Raw genomic sequence first — 14,615 nt, 5'->3', positions numbered from 1 at the left:
TAATCACCTATGATCCTGAAGCATTGGTTTTCGTTGATAATTCAACGCTTAACGGAGAATTTAATCCGTTATTTCCAACGGCTTTCACTTGATAAGAATATGTTGTATCACCAGTTAGGCCTGTGTCTTTATAGGTCGCTGTTACTGATGTCCCTACTTGTTTTCCATTGCGAAGTATTTGATACTCTTTAATGCCCCCATCATACACAACAGGAGACCAACTAATGTTGGTCGTTGTTACTGTTGTAGAATCAACTTTTAACCCTGTTGGTCCTTGGGGAGGATTAGGGTGTAGTTTGTACTTCAGCGATACGGAATGCTGATTTCAGTTTGATTTTATGGTCAAACCAAGCAGTTAAAACAAATAGTTCAATACCTGTTTTTACATCTTTGTCACGATCATAAATCATATTCGGATCGTAATTGAAGTGAGAATATCGGAAATCACCAACAATAGGATTCACTGCTGAATCACAGAACTTTACTGGCTTCCCTAAAACTTGTTCTGGTTGAGCGTTATATAAAGTAGCACTACCATTAGCAAGGGTTTCAATTATTTCTAAATAATCTGCGTAACGCATTTCAATAGTTGCATTTGCGCGGAAATCTTCATGCAAATCTGCAATTGCTGACTTAATAGCTTTATATAAAGTTGCGCCTTTAACTGACTTAATGCCAACTTTATAGAATGACATAGATTCTTCTCCAGTTTTAGGCGTTGTAGCAAATGCTACTTTCTTCTCTTTTGCTGCTAAACCACTTTCTAACGCTTGATCTACAGTTTGTACTAAGTTTGTATCAGTTGCTGCTAAAACAGTTTCTGAAATAGGTACAAACACCTTAAATTTATTACGTCCGAAGGTTACAACATCACCTTCTGCTTTCAATTCTTTTGCTGTTTCTGTATCAGCAATAAAATCATCATCATCTAATGTAAAAGTAACCTTAGGAATTTCAAGGTTAGTCACACTTGTAAATGTAGATACGTCTCTTAATGGGTTTTTAACAAATGGCTCATGTAATAATTCATTCGTCATTGTGGTTGGAAGAATCTTTTCTCCACCTGTTGAATTTTTATCCCCAAGAGCTGCTCTTGCTTCTTGTGATAAGGTACCTCCACGAATTGTAGCTCGAACTAATTCTGCTTTCGCTGCAACTACCTTTTGTTTTGGATCTTCAATAGATTGCAAACCAGTTTGATTTTGAAATTGTGCCTTTTGTTCAGCTTCCATCGTGTCATGTTGTTCTTTAATTACATTGAAACGCATTTGAAGGTCTTTCTTGGATTGCTGTAACACTTGAAGACTTTCCATTGTTGCGGATGGATCAATCGCCTTCTGAGAAAGCTCACTCTCTACTTTTTGTAGTTGTTGACCAATAGTAGATAAATTTTGTTTTAGTTCAAACAATGTATTTTTTGAGAAGTATTGAAAGTTACCAATAGATACTCGAAATTTGTTTTTCATTAATGAATTCCCCCTAAAATTGTGTTTATATAGTCCGCGTTAGCTTTCGCTTCTTCGGCAATTTTTTGTCGTTCTAACATTTCGTTTGGTGATATATTTGCTTGTGCATTTACTAATTGTTGTGGAATATTTTTGTATTCCTTCATCCACTTTTCATCTAGACATGCTGCGGCATTATTTGCTGAGATAATTTCATCGCAAAGTCCATACTCCATCGCTTCATCAGCCGATAACCATGTCTCTGCATCTAGTAATTGTTTTAATATATCTTCATCTAATTTATCACCAGCACGAGTTAAATAGTGTTGCACCATCGATTGGTTAATACGTTCAATATCATCCGCTGCTTTACGTAGCTGATCAGCATTTCCTGATGCATATGTCCACGCATTGTGTACCATCAACATTGAATTAGCATACATAATGATTTTGTCTGAAATCATAGGTAATACTGATGCGCAAGAAGCACCTATGCCATCAATATAGGAAATAACCTTCGCTGGATGTCTCTGTAACATTGCAATAATAGCCATTGTTTCAAAAACAGATCCACCTGGACTATTGATGTAAAGGTTAATCGTTTCAATGCCATCACCTAATTCATCCAGTTCATTTTTAAAAGTAATAGACGATACCTCGCCATACTCTTCCCATGCATACTTTGTAATTTCTCCATAAATAAAAACATCAGCCGTTTTACCATTGGCAGATGCTTTCATTTGAAAAAACTTATTCTGTTTGTTCTTTGCCACTACTTTTCACCCCCTTTCGTTGAGTTGGGTCCATATCGATTGGATAAAGGTCGCCAGAAATCCATAATTGAGAAGCTGAACCTCCCTTTGGTGGTTTATCTTCTAATTCACGCACTTCATCAGGTGTTAGCCCACCACTTCGAAGCATCATTTGATAAAACTGTGTTCTCGCTGCTGTATCGCCTCGTAGTAAGCCACTCATATTAAATTTAAAGTAATATCCAGCTTGCCTTTCAGCCTTATTTAACAATTTTCGATTCATTTCCTGTTCGTACTGTCGGGCAATAGGCGTTAAAGTCATTTGGACAAATTGAATCATTAATTGTTCATTGCTACTATAACTCTGTCCTTCCGTATCATTTAAAAAAGAAACAGGAACATTAAAAACGTTAGCAACTCGGGAACGTGTAATTCGTTCTGATGCTAACGTGTCTGAAGCGAAGTATTTCCGCTCCATTTCATCTATAGTTACACCTGGTTCTCTAAATAAAATGCCACCATTTTCTTTGTAAAAACGCCGAAAATCATCAATGATCCGTTGTCTCTTCTCGCTATCTACGTTTGCTCCATACTCCAAAATGAAACTGTCTTTCTTCTGCATTTCTGACAAACTAAATTCTTGTACTGCCTTATCATATTCAAGAGTATTTCGTAAAACATCAATTGGACAAATACCATTCCATCTTGAAATACCTGTGATGTGTTTGACATGAAACATATTCATATTGTGGATATAATACGTACCTTCAATCCCACGTACCTCATACCACAAATTATTATCATCCGTATTTAAAAACGGTGTTACATAAGCGGATTCAATAGGGATTAAAGATTCTACTTGAAATCGAATATCACGAATGATAGCTGCATATCCATTTCCAGTTTCATTTCTTGAAACTTCAATTTTATTTATCCATTCAAATCCGGTCATGTTTGGATTAGGTTCATTCATCACAACATCGGACACTTGATTAACAACAGTGTCATAATCCTTATAGAGCTTTAGTGGTAAAGAAGCTACCGTATTCGACAATCTACTAATTACACTGAAAATCGTCTCGTTTGTAGCTAATTTTGCATTATCAATACCCCAAAATTTTCTTCCAAACCATGAAGAGAAGTCAAATCCCGCGCCTTTCCACCCGGCGGCCGCACCTTTTAGTGCTCCCTTCACACGATCTAACATTTTCAATTTCTCACCGCCTTTCTATTTAAAAAGATCGCTAACTGATACAAATTCAATATTTCCATCACCTTGTAATTGAGTTAACATCGGGATTACTTCTGTATGAGCATTTAGAAATGCTGCAAAACCATCAATCTTCCGGTATTTACTCTGTTTAGACGGTAAAAAGTTTCCATTACGATCTTCCACAAGTTTTACATTGTTCATGTACCAACGGAAAAGACGGTTTTTATTACTGATTATTTTTCCATCCAATAATAATTCTTTTACATCCTTTAATGCTGGACTTAAAGTTAAATGTCCTTGTCGAACTGATTCTGTATTAAATCCATATGCTTTCAAATCTTCATTTAAACGATAAGCATTTGCTGGATCATAAGTAATTTTCTTTATGAAATACTTTTCAGATTGTTCAACAAACCAATCATAAACATACTCATATTTCACATATTCACCAGGAATAATAGTTAACCAACCTTTATCTTTAAACTCTTTATATTCGATGTCCTCATTATCACGATCAACTTTAGCTTGCGGAACCCAACTATGAGATAGTACAAAAACCTTCCCATCTTCTAAAGGAAATTCTAGACAAGCGCTTGTAAAATCTTCTGATGAAGACAAATCATAACCTGCAACACATTCTTTACCATCTAATCCCTTTATATCAATAACTTCTTCATTTCTTTTTAATATCTCAATACCAACAAAGGACATTTCATCATTATCAACAAAGATGTTAAATTGTTTTGTAATCCAGTCGTATTTTTCAGCATCTGTATGTTTGTCTGTATTCCAATCATCAATAAGCGATGGAAGGTCTAGTGAAACCCCCATATTAGGGTTTGCTTTAATCCATAATTCAGGATTCTCAATTTCATCCACACTATCCATTTCAGCCATGAAATAAAACTTTCTATCTTGGTCGATAACCCTTTCCAACACATCAGTTGCAATTTCATAGTATTGAACAAGTGGTCCTTCAAGTTGATATCCTGCCGTAGTGATGTAAACAATCATTGGCTGTTTACGTGCCCCACGTGATTTTTTAATAACATTGATTAACTTAAAGTTTTTAAATTCATGTATTTCATCAAAAATACCAAGGTGTGTGTTTAATCCGTCTAGTTTTTTACTATCCGATGCACGAGGTTCAATTTTAGAATGCGTTTTATCGTGGAAAATCCCTTTCTGATTTTCGCGTAAATGCTTCCGAAGAAGGGGGGATTTTTGGACCATTGCACGACTTTCATCAAATAATTCTCCCGCTTGTTGTTTTGTATTTGCCAAAACATAAACACGAGCACCTGGCTCATTATCTTTAGCAACAGCATAATTAGATAAACCGGAAATCATTGTAGTTTTTCCGTTTTTACGTCCAATAAAAATAAGGCCCTCACGAAAGCGCCTATAACCTGTATCTTTATGAACCCATCCATACAAAGAACCTATAACAAAGTGCTGCCACGGTTGAAGAACTAATCTTTTATAGTCACCTTTTGATGGGCGACAAAACTTTTCGATATATCTTATCGGTCTATGAGCTTTTTCTTCCTCAAAAACCCAAGGGAACTCCTCAGTCCCCTGTCTCTTCAAATCATTTAGATGACGTTGACAAGACAAGATGTTTTTCTTACTAGCTATTATGTTTCCTTTCACGACTTGTTCTGCATACCAAGTTGTTCTTAGTTCAGGAGATGGATCTACCAAAATATTAAAATGCTGTATCTGTTCATTTCGCCAATTTTTATACCACTTAGCTATTTCAGATGGCTTAGAAGTTGTCGTAATCATCATCAGAATCTCCAGTTAACTCTTCTTGAAGCTTTTTACGGCTTGCCCCAGTCAACCCTAGCTCCCCTAAATATTGACGAATCTGCTGTAAATACTTAGGTATCTCTGGTATCAAAGTATGCTTAGTCAGATTTGTAGCACCTGCTTTATTTGTATACTCCATTGTCAGCCCTTCTTTTTTAACATTGGCCGCCATCTCCCTAAACATTTGATAACTGAAAGCAATCGCTTCAACTACAATGGGGTCATTTTTATCTGCCTTACCTTCCCCTTCTAGAACAGACCAAATACGAATCCAAGTGTCTTTTCCTACTTTTTTTAAATGAGTAGGTGGTTTTCTCTCATTCAATCCTTTATCCACGATATCACCTCACTTACATTTTATGGATAAAAAGTATTGGTTCAAAAATAAAAAGCCCCTGTTTTCAGGGTTTACCCCCCTTTAGAAAAACCACTTGCGCTACGCACGAAGGTGGCATCCGGTCTGGGCGGAAACCGCTCTGAACAATAAAAGGAGGGGGGCTATATCAATTCTGTATTTGCTTTTGCTTTTACAACTGATATCTTTCTTTTTTTCTTCTTTTTCCCTCCACCCTTTTCAGGATGCTCTTTATTATGACATGCATTACATAAACTAATTAAGTTATCTAATGTTAATGCAAGTTCAGGATATTCACTTCTTTCTTTGATATGATGGACCATATCAGCAGGTACTGGTATCAATGGTTCATACTTCATACACTCTTGGCAACGGTAGTTGTCTCGTATCAGTGCCAGCTCTCTACATCTTCGCCAAGCTGTGCTGTCATAGAACTTCTTCGCTTCTTTATCACGATTGTATTTATCATAGTACTTTCGTTGTTGTTTGATTTTGTTTTCAGTCATTACTTTGAACTATCGTTTTAGCTATGACTTCTCCATCACAATAAAATTCAACAGTCTCAGCTTCTCCTGTATATTTGTTCATAAGCTTTTCTAACTTCTCGAATGCACTCACACATTCATTGATAGCTAATGTAAGTTCTTCAATATTCGCTTTTGCTTCTGTCGTATCAATATCAATGTGGGCTGAAACAGTATTTTGTTTTTCCATTATTCAACACTCCTTAATAAATTCAATGTTTAAATGTTGCTAATTTGACGGCACTGTCTTGCTAAAGGGATAAAGCTTTTCAAGAGATTCACAGCATTTTTATTTTGCCACCATCTATCCAACAAGATTATTCGTGCATTCATTGGATTAAGTCCATCAAGAGAGAATGAACTATTAGATATAAAACGAGGTATTACATGAGTTGTTCCAAAATGATTCTTTATTCTTTTCCAAGTTTCTTCCGAGTACTTTAAATTGTTACCAACAATCCATAACTCTTGTTTTTTATCTTCTTTTAAATCCTTTAGTATTCCATCTAAACATAATAGATCGTAATTATCTTGAACCATATCTTCACCCCTAACAAGTAGTCCTAGCTCTAATAAGCATCGGCTTACGATTCAATACCTGCGATTTCATAGCTTTGTATTTGAAGATGAGTTTATATGAGAGTTTAAAGCACTCTTCGTATTTAGGAATATATTCTATGCACATTGGCGTTTCTTCATATGAATTTACCGGTTCTATTTGATAATCCTCAATAAACCAACACGAAGATAATATGTGTCCACATATAACGATGATGTCTACTGCCATTCTCTTCACCCCTTATCTTTCCTTAACAACAAACAAGGCGCTACCCCGATCACGGCAGCGCCTACGATAATTGCTATTGGTTTAATCATTCTTCTCAAGTAACCCTAACTTATGTTCAATATTTAAAAATGAATATCCATGTGCAAATCCTACAATTCTGATACCTGCAGCATATCTATGTTCTAATTCCTCATTATAAGTTTTCTTATAATACGCTGATTTAGAAGTAATATTATCGTTGTCATTAATAATTACTTCATCACTTGGAAATCCATCCATTTCAATTTTGACCGCTACATACTCTGCGCCTTCACTTGCAGCTTCATTAAAACACTGTTCTAATCCATCTAATGTTAATTCCATCATTCATCCTCCTCCAAAATAAAAAGCACCAGAATGGATGCTTTTCTCTCAATTATTCATTTATGTTTTAATTATGGTACGTGAAGTTTTATTCTTTTTCCAATCACCTAATGTTGTTACATTCATCTGCGCCAACATTATTAAGTAACTGGAAGAAGAGCAAAAGCCCCTCCTCGTTTACACAACAGATTTCGACTTCGGAATTGAAAACAAGAAACAACATTTCATTCAATCCTCAACCATCACCCATAGCCTAACGATCCATTTGAGTTATAAAGGAATGTGAAAAATGTTTTCCGCCACTTCTCACAATACAAATATATCATGTTAAAAACCAAAACGTGTCCGTAAATAGTTCGCAAATAGTTCACGAATAGTTCGCGTTTTTCATTCTCTCTTTAGTTAACAATCTTGGGTTTCTTACTATGACTGACCAATCTTTACCAGAACTCCAATCAATACCTCCTATTAATTGAATGTCATCTCCTGCCCCATTAATAATTGGAGTGAAATATTCTCGTCTTGCTTCAGCATTAGTCCACAATGTTTCTCGTAAATTCTGCTCCACTTCATCATAAATGACTACACCGCAATTTAGCCCATCATTACTTCGTGTACTTTTTCCCATCGTTTTTCAGCCTCTTTTCGCATAGTTTTGATTAAATATGATCTTTAATCCTTAGAAATGAATTAGCTATAAACTAGATTGTGTTAAATTCACCTATTCGGTTTAACCTTAGATATAGCAATATCTTTCGCATTTTATAAAAATGAATTTGACACTTTCAGTTTAAAGCTAATTCAATAAGTGATAAAAAAATAAAGGAATTAGATTCTAAACTTCCTTTGGTAATCATTTAATGTATCTTGCTCCATTCCGATATATCTCAATGTTTCTTTCTGATCAGTATGATTTAACATCTTTTGCAAAGCGACTACATCTTTAAATTGTTTGTAATGATGATACCCATATGTTTTTCTAAGTGAATGAGTACCTATGCGTTCTAATCCAAACTCTTCTGCAGCTTGATTTAATATTACATAAGCCATTGCACGAGTAATTGGTTTATTCTTTCCATTCCTACTCTTGATCAGATATTCAGTCTTCGATTTTCCTTCTGTATAATTCCTGATAGCTCTCTTCAGCTCTGAAGGCATCTTTACATCTTTGATCTTCCTTGTCTTCTTTTCACGTATTACAATATTCCATCCCTCAACATCCCTAACGCGTAAACGCAATATATCTGATATTCTGAATCCTGTATTAATACCAAGAAGAAACAGAATGTAGTTCCTCTCATTCTGCTTCTTATAGAATTCTTTTATTTCTTGTATGATTTCTTTATCTCGAATCGGCTGTACAATGTTCATACACTTTGCCCCTCTTTTTGTCTACGTGTTTTTTGAAATACCTCTTTCTTTAGATTGAAAGCTAAACGCAATATCGCACGACCTTTTAACTTGTAATACTTTGTTTTACCTATGCCTAAGTCCATCCAGATATCTGGGTCATATCCAATGTCATCTTCCATATAAAACTTCACGATTACCTCACGTTCATCATCTCTTAGGCGATTCACAGCATCATACAACCAACTCATAAATTTATTTCTTTCTTGTTCATACTCAATTCTTTCAATTGCAATATTTTCAGTTGAGCTATTAAATGCGTTTGTAGTTGATGGAGGAACAATAGAATATGATGGTGTCACTTTTGGCAGCATATCACATGGCATTGTCGCTAAGTATGTACGATACTCAATAAATACTTTTTCAATTTCTTGTTTTGTTCTTTTTCCATCCACGATTGGCATTTTAAATGATAGTTGTTTATTCATATTAAATTCCTCCATTATTATTATTATTATTTTTGTCTTAATGCTCCACGTCTGCGTTCATAACGTGGTCCATGAACTCCCATTAACTCTTCAATTTCACGAGTGCTAAATTTTTCTTTTCGATTTTTCTTACCTTTCTTCTTTGCTTGTTTTGATTGCTTTTTCCACTCACGTAGCTGATCCTTTAACACCTTCATTTCCCCATCTCCCTTTTCAAAATAAAAAGGACACCTATTCCTAAAACAGCTTTGATTGCCGCTTTAATGAATTGGTGTCCTCTAGTTTTCTAGCCGGACTGTATTTGGTTTTCATTTATTTAATAATACCTGCTTGTACAAAGAGATTTCTCCAAGCTTTATTAACTTGGTGTTTCTCAACGGCTTTCGCACGACGAGCAATAGCTTTTCTTGTTTTCCGTTTCTTTAAATTAGCCATTCTCCTAACCTCACTTTCTATTATTCGTTACCTTTTCTATCCCTACGACAAATCCATCTACAAGTGCTTGTCCTAATTCTCTACCTTCTTTTGCTGTCATTGGATAAATCGGTGTCCCATCATCAAGAAACATGATTGGCTTTCTAGATTTGCTATATTTACGCTCTTTATGATTTCTTCCAACAGTAAGACGGAATATATCTTTTACTTCTGGCATACTCCTAACCTCGCTTTCTAAAAATTATTTATTCAATAATTCATTTACACCTTTCTCCAAAAGCCATTTTTCACTTTCTTCAGGTAAAACAATGTCATCAATACGAGGGATTTTGTCTTCCTTAATAACACTCGTTAGAAAATCTATTACGAAGTTTTCTTTGTCCGAATCATCTACTGCTGCCATGCACATAATTTCATATTTCTTCTCGCGAATTAATTCAGCGGCATTTCTAAGTTCAATGAATAATTCCTTCTTTTTATTTTTAATAATCATTTCTTCAATTACACTTAAATTTTTTACATCCATTTTTTCTACCTCTTTCTAAAAGGATTATTTTGTTAAGTCTTTATTTGACTGTTCTACGAATGCATTCCAATCTTTTATACCTGTTTCCATTTCAGTACAAGCTATCGCTAATACATCATCAAAATCGTACCAATGTTGCAATGCTATATATTGTTCCTTATCGACATCGTCTGTAAAATCGCACTCTTCGCATTGAACCCAAGAAGTCGATGAGTATTCACAATCACTATGTTCTATTATTAAAGATTGTTGTTTGCATTCGGGACAAACACGTGCCTTCTCAGCTTCATCATTTAGTTTTAAAAAGTGATCACATCTTACTTTGGCTTGTGCTGATGTAATTCCGCATTCTTTCGCGTATTTTGTTACGTCTGAATAAATCGTCATTTCCCTCTTCCTCCCCTAAATAAAACTCAATATTCCGTCAATACTATAGACACATGGTTATCTTTCTCCGTTTTCCTTACATGAGCAGTTAGCTTTTGCTAGCTGCTTTTATTTATTGTTTGGTTTAAACCATCCTTTTTCATGTGATTCTCTTATTAATGATTCAGTAGTTATATCTGTTTTCCCTAATAAATTTTCCAGAGTTTTATTAACTGTCCATATCTGTGATTCACTTAATCCGCGTAATGGCGCATCAATCATAGACATTGATAAACCCAAAATGTTCTTTTTAAGTTGTTCGAATTGTTCTTTTTCTTCCATATCCATTCCCCTTTTCTACAAAATGAAATTTTTGTTTAGTTTTCTTTTTCCTCATAATCTACAAATTCATTTTTAAAGAAATACTCTAGTGGTATATCAGGATGACGACCATTATCTTTATACTTTGGCGAATAAGTAAGCACACAATTTTCAATTGTAAAAGCAAGTGACGTTGGGGCGCCTTTACGTTGTATCCAGTGTGTTTTCATTCGTTCAATAGCTTCAAATCCTGTAAAATTCTTCATTTCCTACTCACCTTTCTACCAAATAGCGTTTTGGTTTAATTTTTAATTAGTTCTGGATTCTCATAGATATTACCAATGACCGTTGCTAATTTTTTGAATGAACCATCTAATCTATATTTTGGGACGTATATTTCCCCTTCTTTCAATTTAAAGGCTCCTAATTCGTAAATTACATACCCCACAAAACCAGCAGCGAATCCAACCTCTTCCCAGTCATTATCTATCTTAATGATGTCACCTACATAAATTTCTTTACCGCTCTTATCCTTTATGCCTGTGTATTGCAGTAAAGAAGAATAATAATTATCTTCTTTACCGCAATTTTTCAAAGTGTCTTTTAAGCTATCAAAATTCAATATTTCTTCCCAGCTATACATAATTCGATTTTCTTTACCATATATCCGATACTTAACTTCATTCATATATCTTCCGCCCTTTCTCTCAAATAACGATTTTGTATTATTTGTCTGCTAAAAAACTTTTCGCATCATTAAACAATTGACCCTTTGGAACAAAGTTAAATCCGTACTGATTAAAGAACTCATCATTTGACATTTGAAACCATTCTTTTGCTAAATCCCATTTATTATGTCCTTTGAATGTTCCGTACCACTTACGTTGATGCGTTTCATTAATAGTGTTACTTGATTGAACTGTACTACTCATTTGTATAGGAGATTGCATTCCCATCATTAAACCTGTAGCAAATCTTCTCCCAGCTTCATCTACATTTCGAGGTAATTCTCTTTCTATTCCTTTCAAACTTTCAAGCACTTGATCTAGTACCTTTGTATCGCCTATAATTCCACGGTTATTTTCGATATGCCACACAATGTTTCCAAGCTGTTTCTTCAGTCTCATACTTACTACTCCTTCCTCTCAAATAAGGATTTTGTTTTAAGCTTGCACATACACTCAAAACATACATAAAATATATTGCTGTCACACTTTTACATCTCACTATGATATGAGTCTTGGTCAAAGAGCGCTTTCCCGGGCGCTCTTTTTCCGTTCAAATAAGGATTAATCATATTTAGTTAAAGCAATCATATACTCTAATAGGTGTTGTTATTAGCGTCATGGAGTGCTCTGGTCACGCACTCCTATTTTCCGTTTACAAATTAACTATTTTGTTTAGTTTTCTAACAAACTTATACGCTGCAAATACTTAACTGAGAAGTAACCACTAAATCCTTCTAAAAACACCACTTGTGAACCACTACTTGCTTTAAATTGATCTGTTCTACAAGTCCAAACTTTTCCCTCATAACGCTTCGCTTCTAAGCAAGTGTGCATCACTACCTTGTCACCTACTTTTAATTCATCCATAGCACCGAATACTGTTTGATAAGCTTCTTTATATTTACGTTTTATAAAATCCACTTGCTTCAACGTTCTAACGTTTGCAAAGCGACCTTTCATGTAGTCCAAGCAAACATGATCTATATCTTCTGGAGGGCCAGGGAAGTAAGTTGAAGATTGCTTACCTCCACTCGTTGTATAAGTCATTTCAACCCCACCGTATTCATTCTTTATCATTTCAAATGCAGGTTTCATTTCTCATTCCCCTTTTCGATTAAAATAACGCTTTTGTTCGAAAATCTTTAATATTTAATTTCTGACCAGTCACCGTATAACTTCCGCTCACACCATTTATTGTGTCGTTCTAGAAGCGCTTTCCTCTTTTCTTCATCAGACAAACCATCTAGCTCTTCATCAGGAATTTCAATTACTTCTGTATCAACTTTCGCCCAAAACTCAAATTTAGCCATTATCTACACTCCTTCGGTCACCTTTTTAACTTCTTCGTGGTAGGATTTCAAACGCTCAATCGCTTCATTATCCCAACTAAACTTTTCTTGCAAACCATTCAAACTTGCATCGTCCCATCCACAAATAATTCCATATATCCAAGCTAACCTATGATGACTCGACCAATCGTGAGGACTAAATGAAATTGCTCTGTCGAGAGAATTCATAATTTCTTTCAACTTTTCTTCTTCCATAAAAGCACCTACTTTTCTACAAAATTCAAATTTGGTCTTACTTTACATCTACACGTGCTTGACTTGCTTCTCTACTAAAACCATCCGGATATCTTTTAGCTAATTTTGCAATATTCATTTGAGCGATATCTTCTAAGGTATATCCCATTTCGTGAGACATAATCGAAATGTAGTACAAGATGTCTCCCAGCTCTAAAGCGATTTTATGCGTATTCCCTTCTTCTTCTCCTGGACAATGAGCCGGATCAAATCCATGACCGTGGAAAATAGCTTTTTTTACAATATCAGCGACCTCACCAGCTTCTCCCGAAAGTCCTAATGCTGCATTTAAAACACGTCCACCAAAATCCTGATTTGTATTCCATGTACGTAATGCCGCTTCTTGATATTGATCTAATTCGCAAATTTGATTGTCGTTCATTACAGCTTGTCCTTCCTTTGATTTACTAATTAATTTAGTCCCTTCCAAAACATTGTTTTTCATTGATTTCATTTTGATTTCCCCTTCCTATTTAGCAAATACCTAATCCTATCGGACGATTTTCTATTAAATACTTATCAGCCTGATCTATTACAAGAAGCACAACTTCCGCTTGGTGTCTCCTTAACGCTTTTGCCATCTTTGGCAAGCTCATACCTTGACTCCACATTTCACGAAAACGTACTACATCTCTTTCATCCCAAATGAAGTTAGCTTCTTCTAAAGCGATGTATATTTTTAAACGTGATTCCTTCATCGCTTCATGATTTCTTGCTACACTCATAAGCGAACCTACTTTCTAAAAATGATTATTTTATCTTTTCAGTAAACTTAGTATCCACACGATCAACTTTACCGTTTACCCAAACCGCAACTTGCTCACCAAATCCGCTCATTGGTGGATTTACTGCTGTTACATTTCCGTCCTTTACTATTAAAAGCTTGTTGCTGCTAACATCAATTTCTATTTTTTTCATATGTCCCTCTCCCTTTTACTACCGCATGTACTCGACAACATCAGGTTTAAAGCCACTTCCCAAATAAATTCTTACTGGGATAATTTCTTTCTTATCCCTTGCTGCCTTACATAACTCTTCCGCTGTATCCCAATTAAAAAACCTATCTACAGCTCGTTGAAATCTCCAAATTGCCATTACATATTGTTCAAAGATGTCATAGCGATCATCTTGTTTAGTTGTACGCGGTAATTCATCGGTACCCTTTGCATTTCTTGGGACTTGGACACGTACATCTGTATATGTAACGCGTCCATTTCCTTTTTTTACATTAGCTTTCATTACATCAAACTCACAAATTGCTGGCTCTACATCGAAAATGTTTAGTTGCTTAGGCATGTACCTTCACACTCTTTTCAAGTGCATCAAGTAACTCATTTGCTCCCGTCTTACTCAAAAACATTCGACCGCCCAATAATTCCATGTTTGATTCGGAAACTTCACCTGTTACAAAGCATGACTTTTCTTGTTTTCTTAAAACAATGTTTTCACCCTCAACATGAAATCCCAGTGCCGTTCCTTCAGCAATCCCCAAAGTTCTGCGTAACTCAACTGGAATTACCACACGTCCTAGCTCGTCCACTTTTCTTGCTATACCTGTAGTTTTCAT

30 protein-coding genes are annotated in these 14,615 nt (G+C 35.3%); all 30 read right to left on the bottom strand.

The annotated features are described in order from the left end of the window. Positions 1-7: 7 nt before the first annotated feature. On the bottom strand, positions 8-307 hold the full coding sequence (locus MR115_RS21530; RefSeq protein WP_371399286.1) for a fibronectin type III domain-containing protein: 300 nt from the start codon (positions 305-307) through the stop codon (positions 8-10). Continuing rightward, positions 285-1,466 (bottom strand): phage major capsid protein, encoded by a 1,182-nt coding sequence (locus tag MR115_RS21525; protein WP_242242713.1) that lies wholly within the window; start codon positions 1,464-1,466, stop codon positions 285-287. Before MR115_RS21525 ends, MR115_RS21530 begins: the two co-directional genes overlap by 23 nt. After that, a complete protein-coding gene (locus MR115_RS21520; RefSeq protein WP_242242712.1) occupies positions 1,466-2,218 on the bottom strand; it encodes a head maturation protease, ClpP-related in 753 nt (250 codons plus the stop codon). Before MR115_RS21520 ends, MR115_RS21525 begins: the two co-directional genes overlap by 1 nt. Then, positions 2,196-3,404 (bottom strand): phage portal protein, encoded by a 1,209-nt coding sequence (locus MR115_RS21515; RefSeq protein WP_375337820.1) that lies wholly within the window; start codon positions 3,402-3,404, stop codon positions 2,196-2,198. The genes MR115_RS21520 and MR115_RS21515 overlap by 23 nt, the downstream gene beginning before the upstream one ends. A 21-nt stretch (positions 3,405-3,425) precedes the next feature. Beyond that, positions 3,426-5,198, bottom strand: a complete 1,773-nt coding sequence (locus tag MR115_RS21510) for a terminase large subunit (RefSeq protein WP_242242757.1) — start codon at positions 5,196-5,198, stop codon at positions 3,426-3,428. After that, the gene (locus tag MR115_RS21505; RefSeq protein ID WP_088122858.1) at positions 5,179-5,559 is read right to left on the bottom strand and encodes a phage terminase small subunit P27 family; all 381 of its coding nucleotides are present in this window, start codon (positions 5,557-5,559) and stop codon (positions 5,179-5,181) included. Before MR115_RS21505 ends, MR115_RS21510 begins: the two co-directional genes overlap by 20 nt. Positions 5,560-5,720: 161 nt before the next feature. Continuing rightward, on the bottom strand, positions 5,721-6,083 hold the full coding sequence (locus MR115_RS21500) for an HNH endonuclease (protein ID WP_242242711.1): 363 nt from the start codon (positions 6,081-6,083) through the stop codon (positions 5,721-5,723). Beyond that, a complete protein-coding gene (locus MR115_RS21495; RefSeq protein ID WP_242242710.1) occupies positions 6,076-6,291 on the bottom strand; it encodes a hypothetical protein in 216 nt (71 codons plus the stop codon). Before MR115_RS21495 ends, MR115_RS21500 begins: the two co-directional genes overlap by 8 nt. Positions 6,292-6,320: 29 nt before the next feature. Further along, positions 6,321-6,641 carry a hypothetical protein gene (locus MR115_RS21490; protein WP_242242709.1) on the bottom strand — a complete coding sequence of 107 codons (321 nt, stop codon included), beginning with the start codon at positions 6,639-6,641 and terminating at the stop codon, positions 6,321-6,323. 328 nt (positions 6,642-6,969) lie between these two features. Further along, entirely contained in the window at positions 6,970-7,251 is a 282-nt protein-coding gene (locus MR115_RS21485) for a hypothetical protein (protein ID WP_242242708.1), read from the bottom strand. A gap of 367 nt (positions 7,252-7,618) precedes the next feature. Further along, positions 7,619-7,879: a carbohydrate kinase family protein gene (locus MR115_RS21480; RefSeq protein ID WP_242242707.1), complete on the bottom strand. Its 261-nt coding sequence runs from the start codon at positions 7,877-7,879 to the stop codon at positions 7,619-7,621. A gap of 200 nt (positions 7,880-8,079) precedes the next feature. Further along, positions 8,080-8,622 carry a tyrosine-type recombinase/integrase gene (locus tag MR115_RS21475; RefSeq protein ID WP_098831933.1) on the bottom strand — a complete coding sequence of 181 codons (543 nt, stop codon included), beginning with the start codon at positions 8,620-8,622 and terminating at the stop codon, positions 8,080-8,082. Continuing rightward, positions 8,619-9,089, bottom strand: a complete 471-nt coding sequence (locus MR115_RS21470) for an ArpU family phage packaging/lysis transcriptional regulator (protein WP_242242706.1) — start codon at positions 9,087-9,089, stop codon at positions 8,619-8,621. Before MR115_RS21470 ends, MR115_RS21475 begins: the two co-directional genes overlap by 4 nt. Positions 9,090-9,115: 26 nt before the next feature. Continuing rightward, positions 9,116-9,286: a hypothetical protein gene (locus MR115_RS21465; protein ID WP_098060230.1), complete on the bottom strand. Its 171-nt coding sequence runs from the start codon at positions 9,284-9,286 to the stop codon at positions 9,116-9,118. Between the two features lie 115 nt (positions 9,287-9,401). After that, complete coding sequence (locus MR115_RS21460) at positions 9,402-9,524, bottom strand: DUF3983 domain-containing protein (RefSeq protein WP_242242705.1); 123 nt, start codon at positions 9,522-9,524, stop codon at positions 9,402-9,404. 10 nt (positions 9,525-9,534) lie between these two features. Further along, positions 9,535-9,741 (bottom strand): hypothetical protein, encoded by a 207-nt coding sequence (locus MR115_RS21455; protein ID WP_242242704.1) that lies wholly within the window; start codon positions 9,739-9,741, stop codon positions 9,535-9,537. A gap of 24 nt (positions 9,742-9,765) precedes the next feature. Further along, positions 9,766-10,050: a hypothetical protein gene (locus MR115_RS21450; protein ID WP_242242703.1), complete on the bottom strand. Its 285-nt coding sequence runs from the start codon at positions 10,048-10,050 to the stop codon at positions 9,766-9,768. 24 nt (positions 10,051-10,074) lie between these two features. Further along, a complete protein-coding gene (locus MR115_RS21445) occupies positions 10,075-10,437 on the bottom strand; it encodes a hypothetical protein (protein ID WP_242242702.1) in 363 nt (120 codons plus the stop codon). 108 nt (positions 10,438-10,545) lie between these two features. Then, on the bottom strand, positions 10,546-10,758 hold the full coding sequence (locus MR115_RS21440) for a hypothetical protein (protein WP_242242701.1): 213 nt from the start codon (positions 10,756-10,758) through the stop codon (positions 10,546-10,548). Between the two features lie 35 nt (positions 10,759-10,793). Next, on the bottom strand, positions 10,794-11,003 hold the full coding sequence (locus MR115_RS21435) for a hypothetical protein (protein WP_242242700.1): 210 nt from the start codon (positions 11,001-11,003) through the stop codon (positions 10,794-10,796). A gap of 35 nt (positions 11,004-11,038) precedes the next feature. Beyond that, on the bottom strand, positions 11,039-11,425 hold the full coding sequence (locus tag MR115_RS21430) for a YopX family protein (protein WP_242242699.1): 387 nt from the start codon (positions 11,423-11,425) through the stop codon (positions 11,039-11,041). 37 nt (positions 11,426-11,462) lie between these two features. Next, positions 11,463-11,864 (bottom strand): hypothetical protein, encoded by a 402-nt coding sequence (locus MR115_RS21425; RefSeq protein ID WP_242242698.1) that lies wholly within the window; start codon positions 11,862-11,864, stop codon positions 11,463-11,465. A gap of 273 nt (positions 11,865-12,137) precedes the next feature. Beyond that, entirely contained in the window at positions 12,138-12,560 is a 423-nt protein-coding gene (locus tag MR115_RS21420; RefSeq protein ID WP_242242697.1) for a hypothetical protein, read from the bottom strand. A 47-nt stretch (positions 12,561-12,607) separates the two neighbouring features. Continuing rightward, a complete protein-coding gene (locus MR115_RS21415; protein WP_242242696.1) occupies positions 12,608-12,775 on the bottom strand; it encodes a DUF7167 family protein in 168 nt (55 codons plus the stop codon). Between the two features lie 3 nt (positions 12,776-12,778). Then, positions 12,779-13,009: a hypothetical protein gene (locus MR115_RS21410; protein WP_242242695.1), complete on the bottom strand. Its 231-nt coding sequence runs from the start codon at positions 13,007-13,009 to the stop codon at positions 12,779-12,781. Positions 13,010-13,046: 37 nt separating this feature from the next. Then, the gene (locus MR115_RS21405) at positions 13,047-13,502 is read right to left on the bottom strand and encodes a nucleoside triphosphate pyrophosphohydrolase family protein (protein ID WP_242242694.1); all 456 of its coding nucleotides are present in this window, start codon (positions 13,500-13,502) and stop codon (positions 13,047-13,049) included. Between the two features lie 19 nt (positions 13,503-13,521). Further along, a complete protein-coding gene (locus MR115_RS21400; RefSeq protein WP_242242693.1) occupies positions 13,522-13,773 on the bottom strand; it encodes a helix-turn-helix domain containing protein in 252 nt (83 codons plus the stop codon). Positions 13,774-13,798: 25 nt separating this feature from the next. Further along, positions 13,799-13,966, bottom strand: coding sequence for a DUF3954 domain-containing protein (locus MR115_RS21395; RefSeq protein ID WP_000717826.1), 168 nt, complete (start codon positions 13,964-13,966; stop codon positions 13,799-13,801). 18 nt (positions 13,967-13,984) lie between these two features. Further along, on the bottom strand, positions 13,985-14,344 hold the full coding sequence (locus MR115_RS21390) for a cell division protein SepF (RefSeq protein WP_242242692.1): 360 nt from the start codon (positions 14,342-14,344) through the stop codon (positions 13,985-13,987). Continuing rightward, positions 14,337-14,615 carry an AbrB/MazE/SpoVT family DNA-binding domain-containing protein gene (locus MR115_RS21385; RefSeq protein ID WP_242242691.1) on the bottom strand — a complete coding sequence of 93 codons (279 nt, stop codon included), beginning with the start codon at positions 14,613-14,615 and terminating at the stop codon, positions 14,337-14,339. The genes MR115_RS21390 and MR115_RS21385 overlap by 8 nt, the downstream gene beginning before the upstream one ends.

The organism is Bacillus cereus group sp. BfR-BA-01309 (assembly GCF_022664315.1).
GTDB lineage: Bacteria > Bacillota > Bacilli > Bacillales > Bacillaceae_G > Bacillus_A > Bacillus_A mobilis.
Note: the sequence above shows the minus strand (reverse complement) of the source record. Positions and strands in the feature narration are given on the sequence as shown.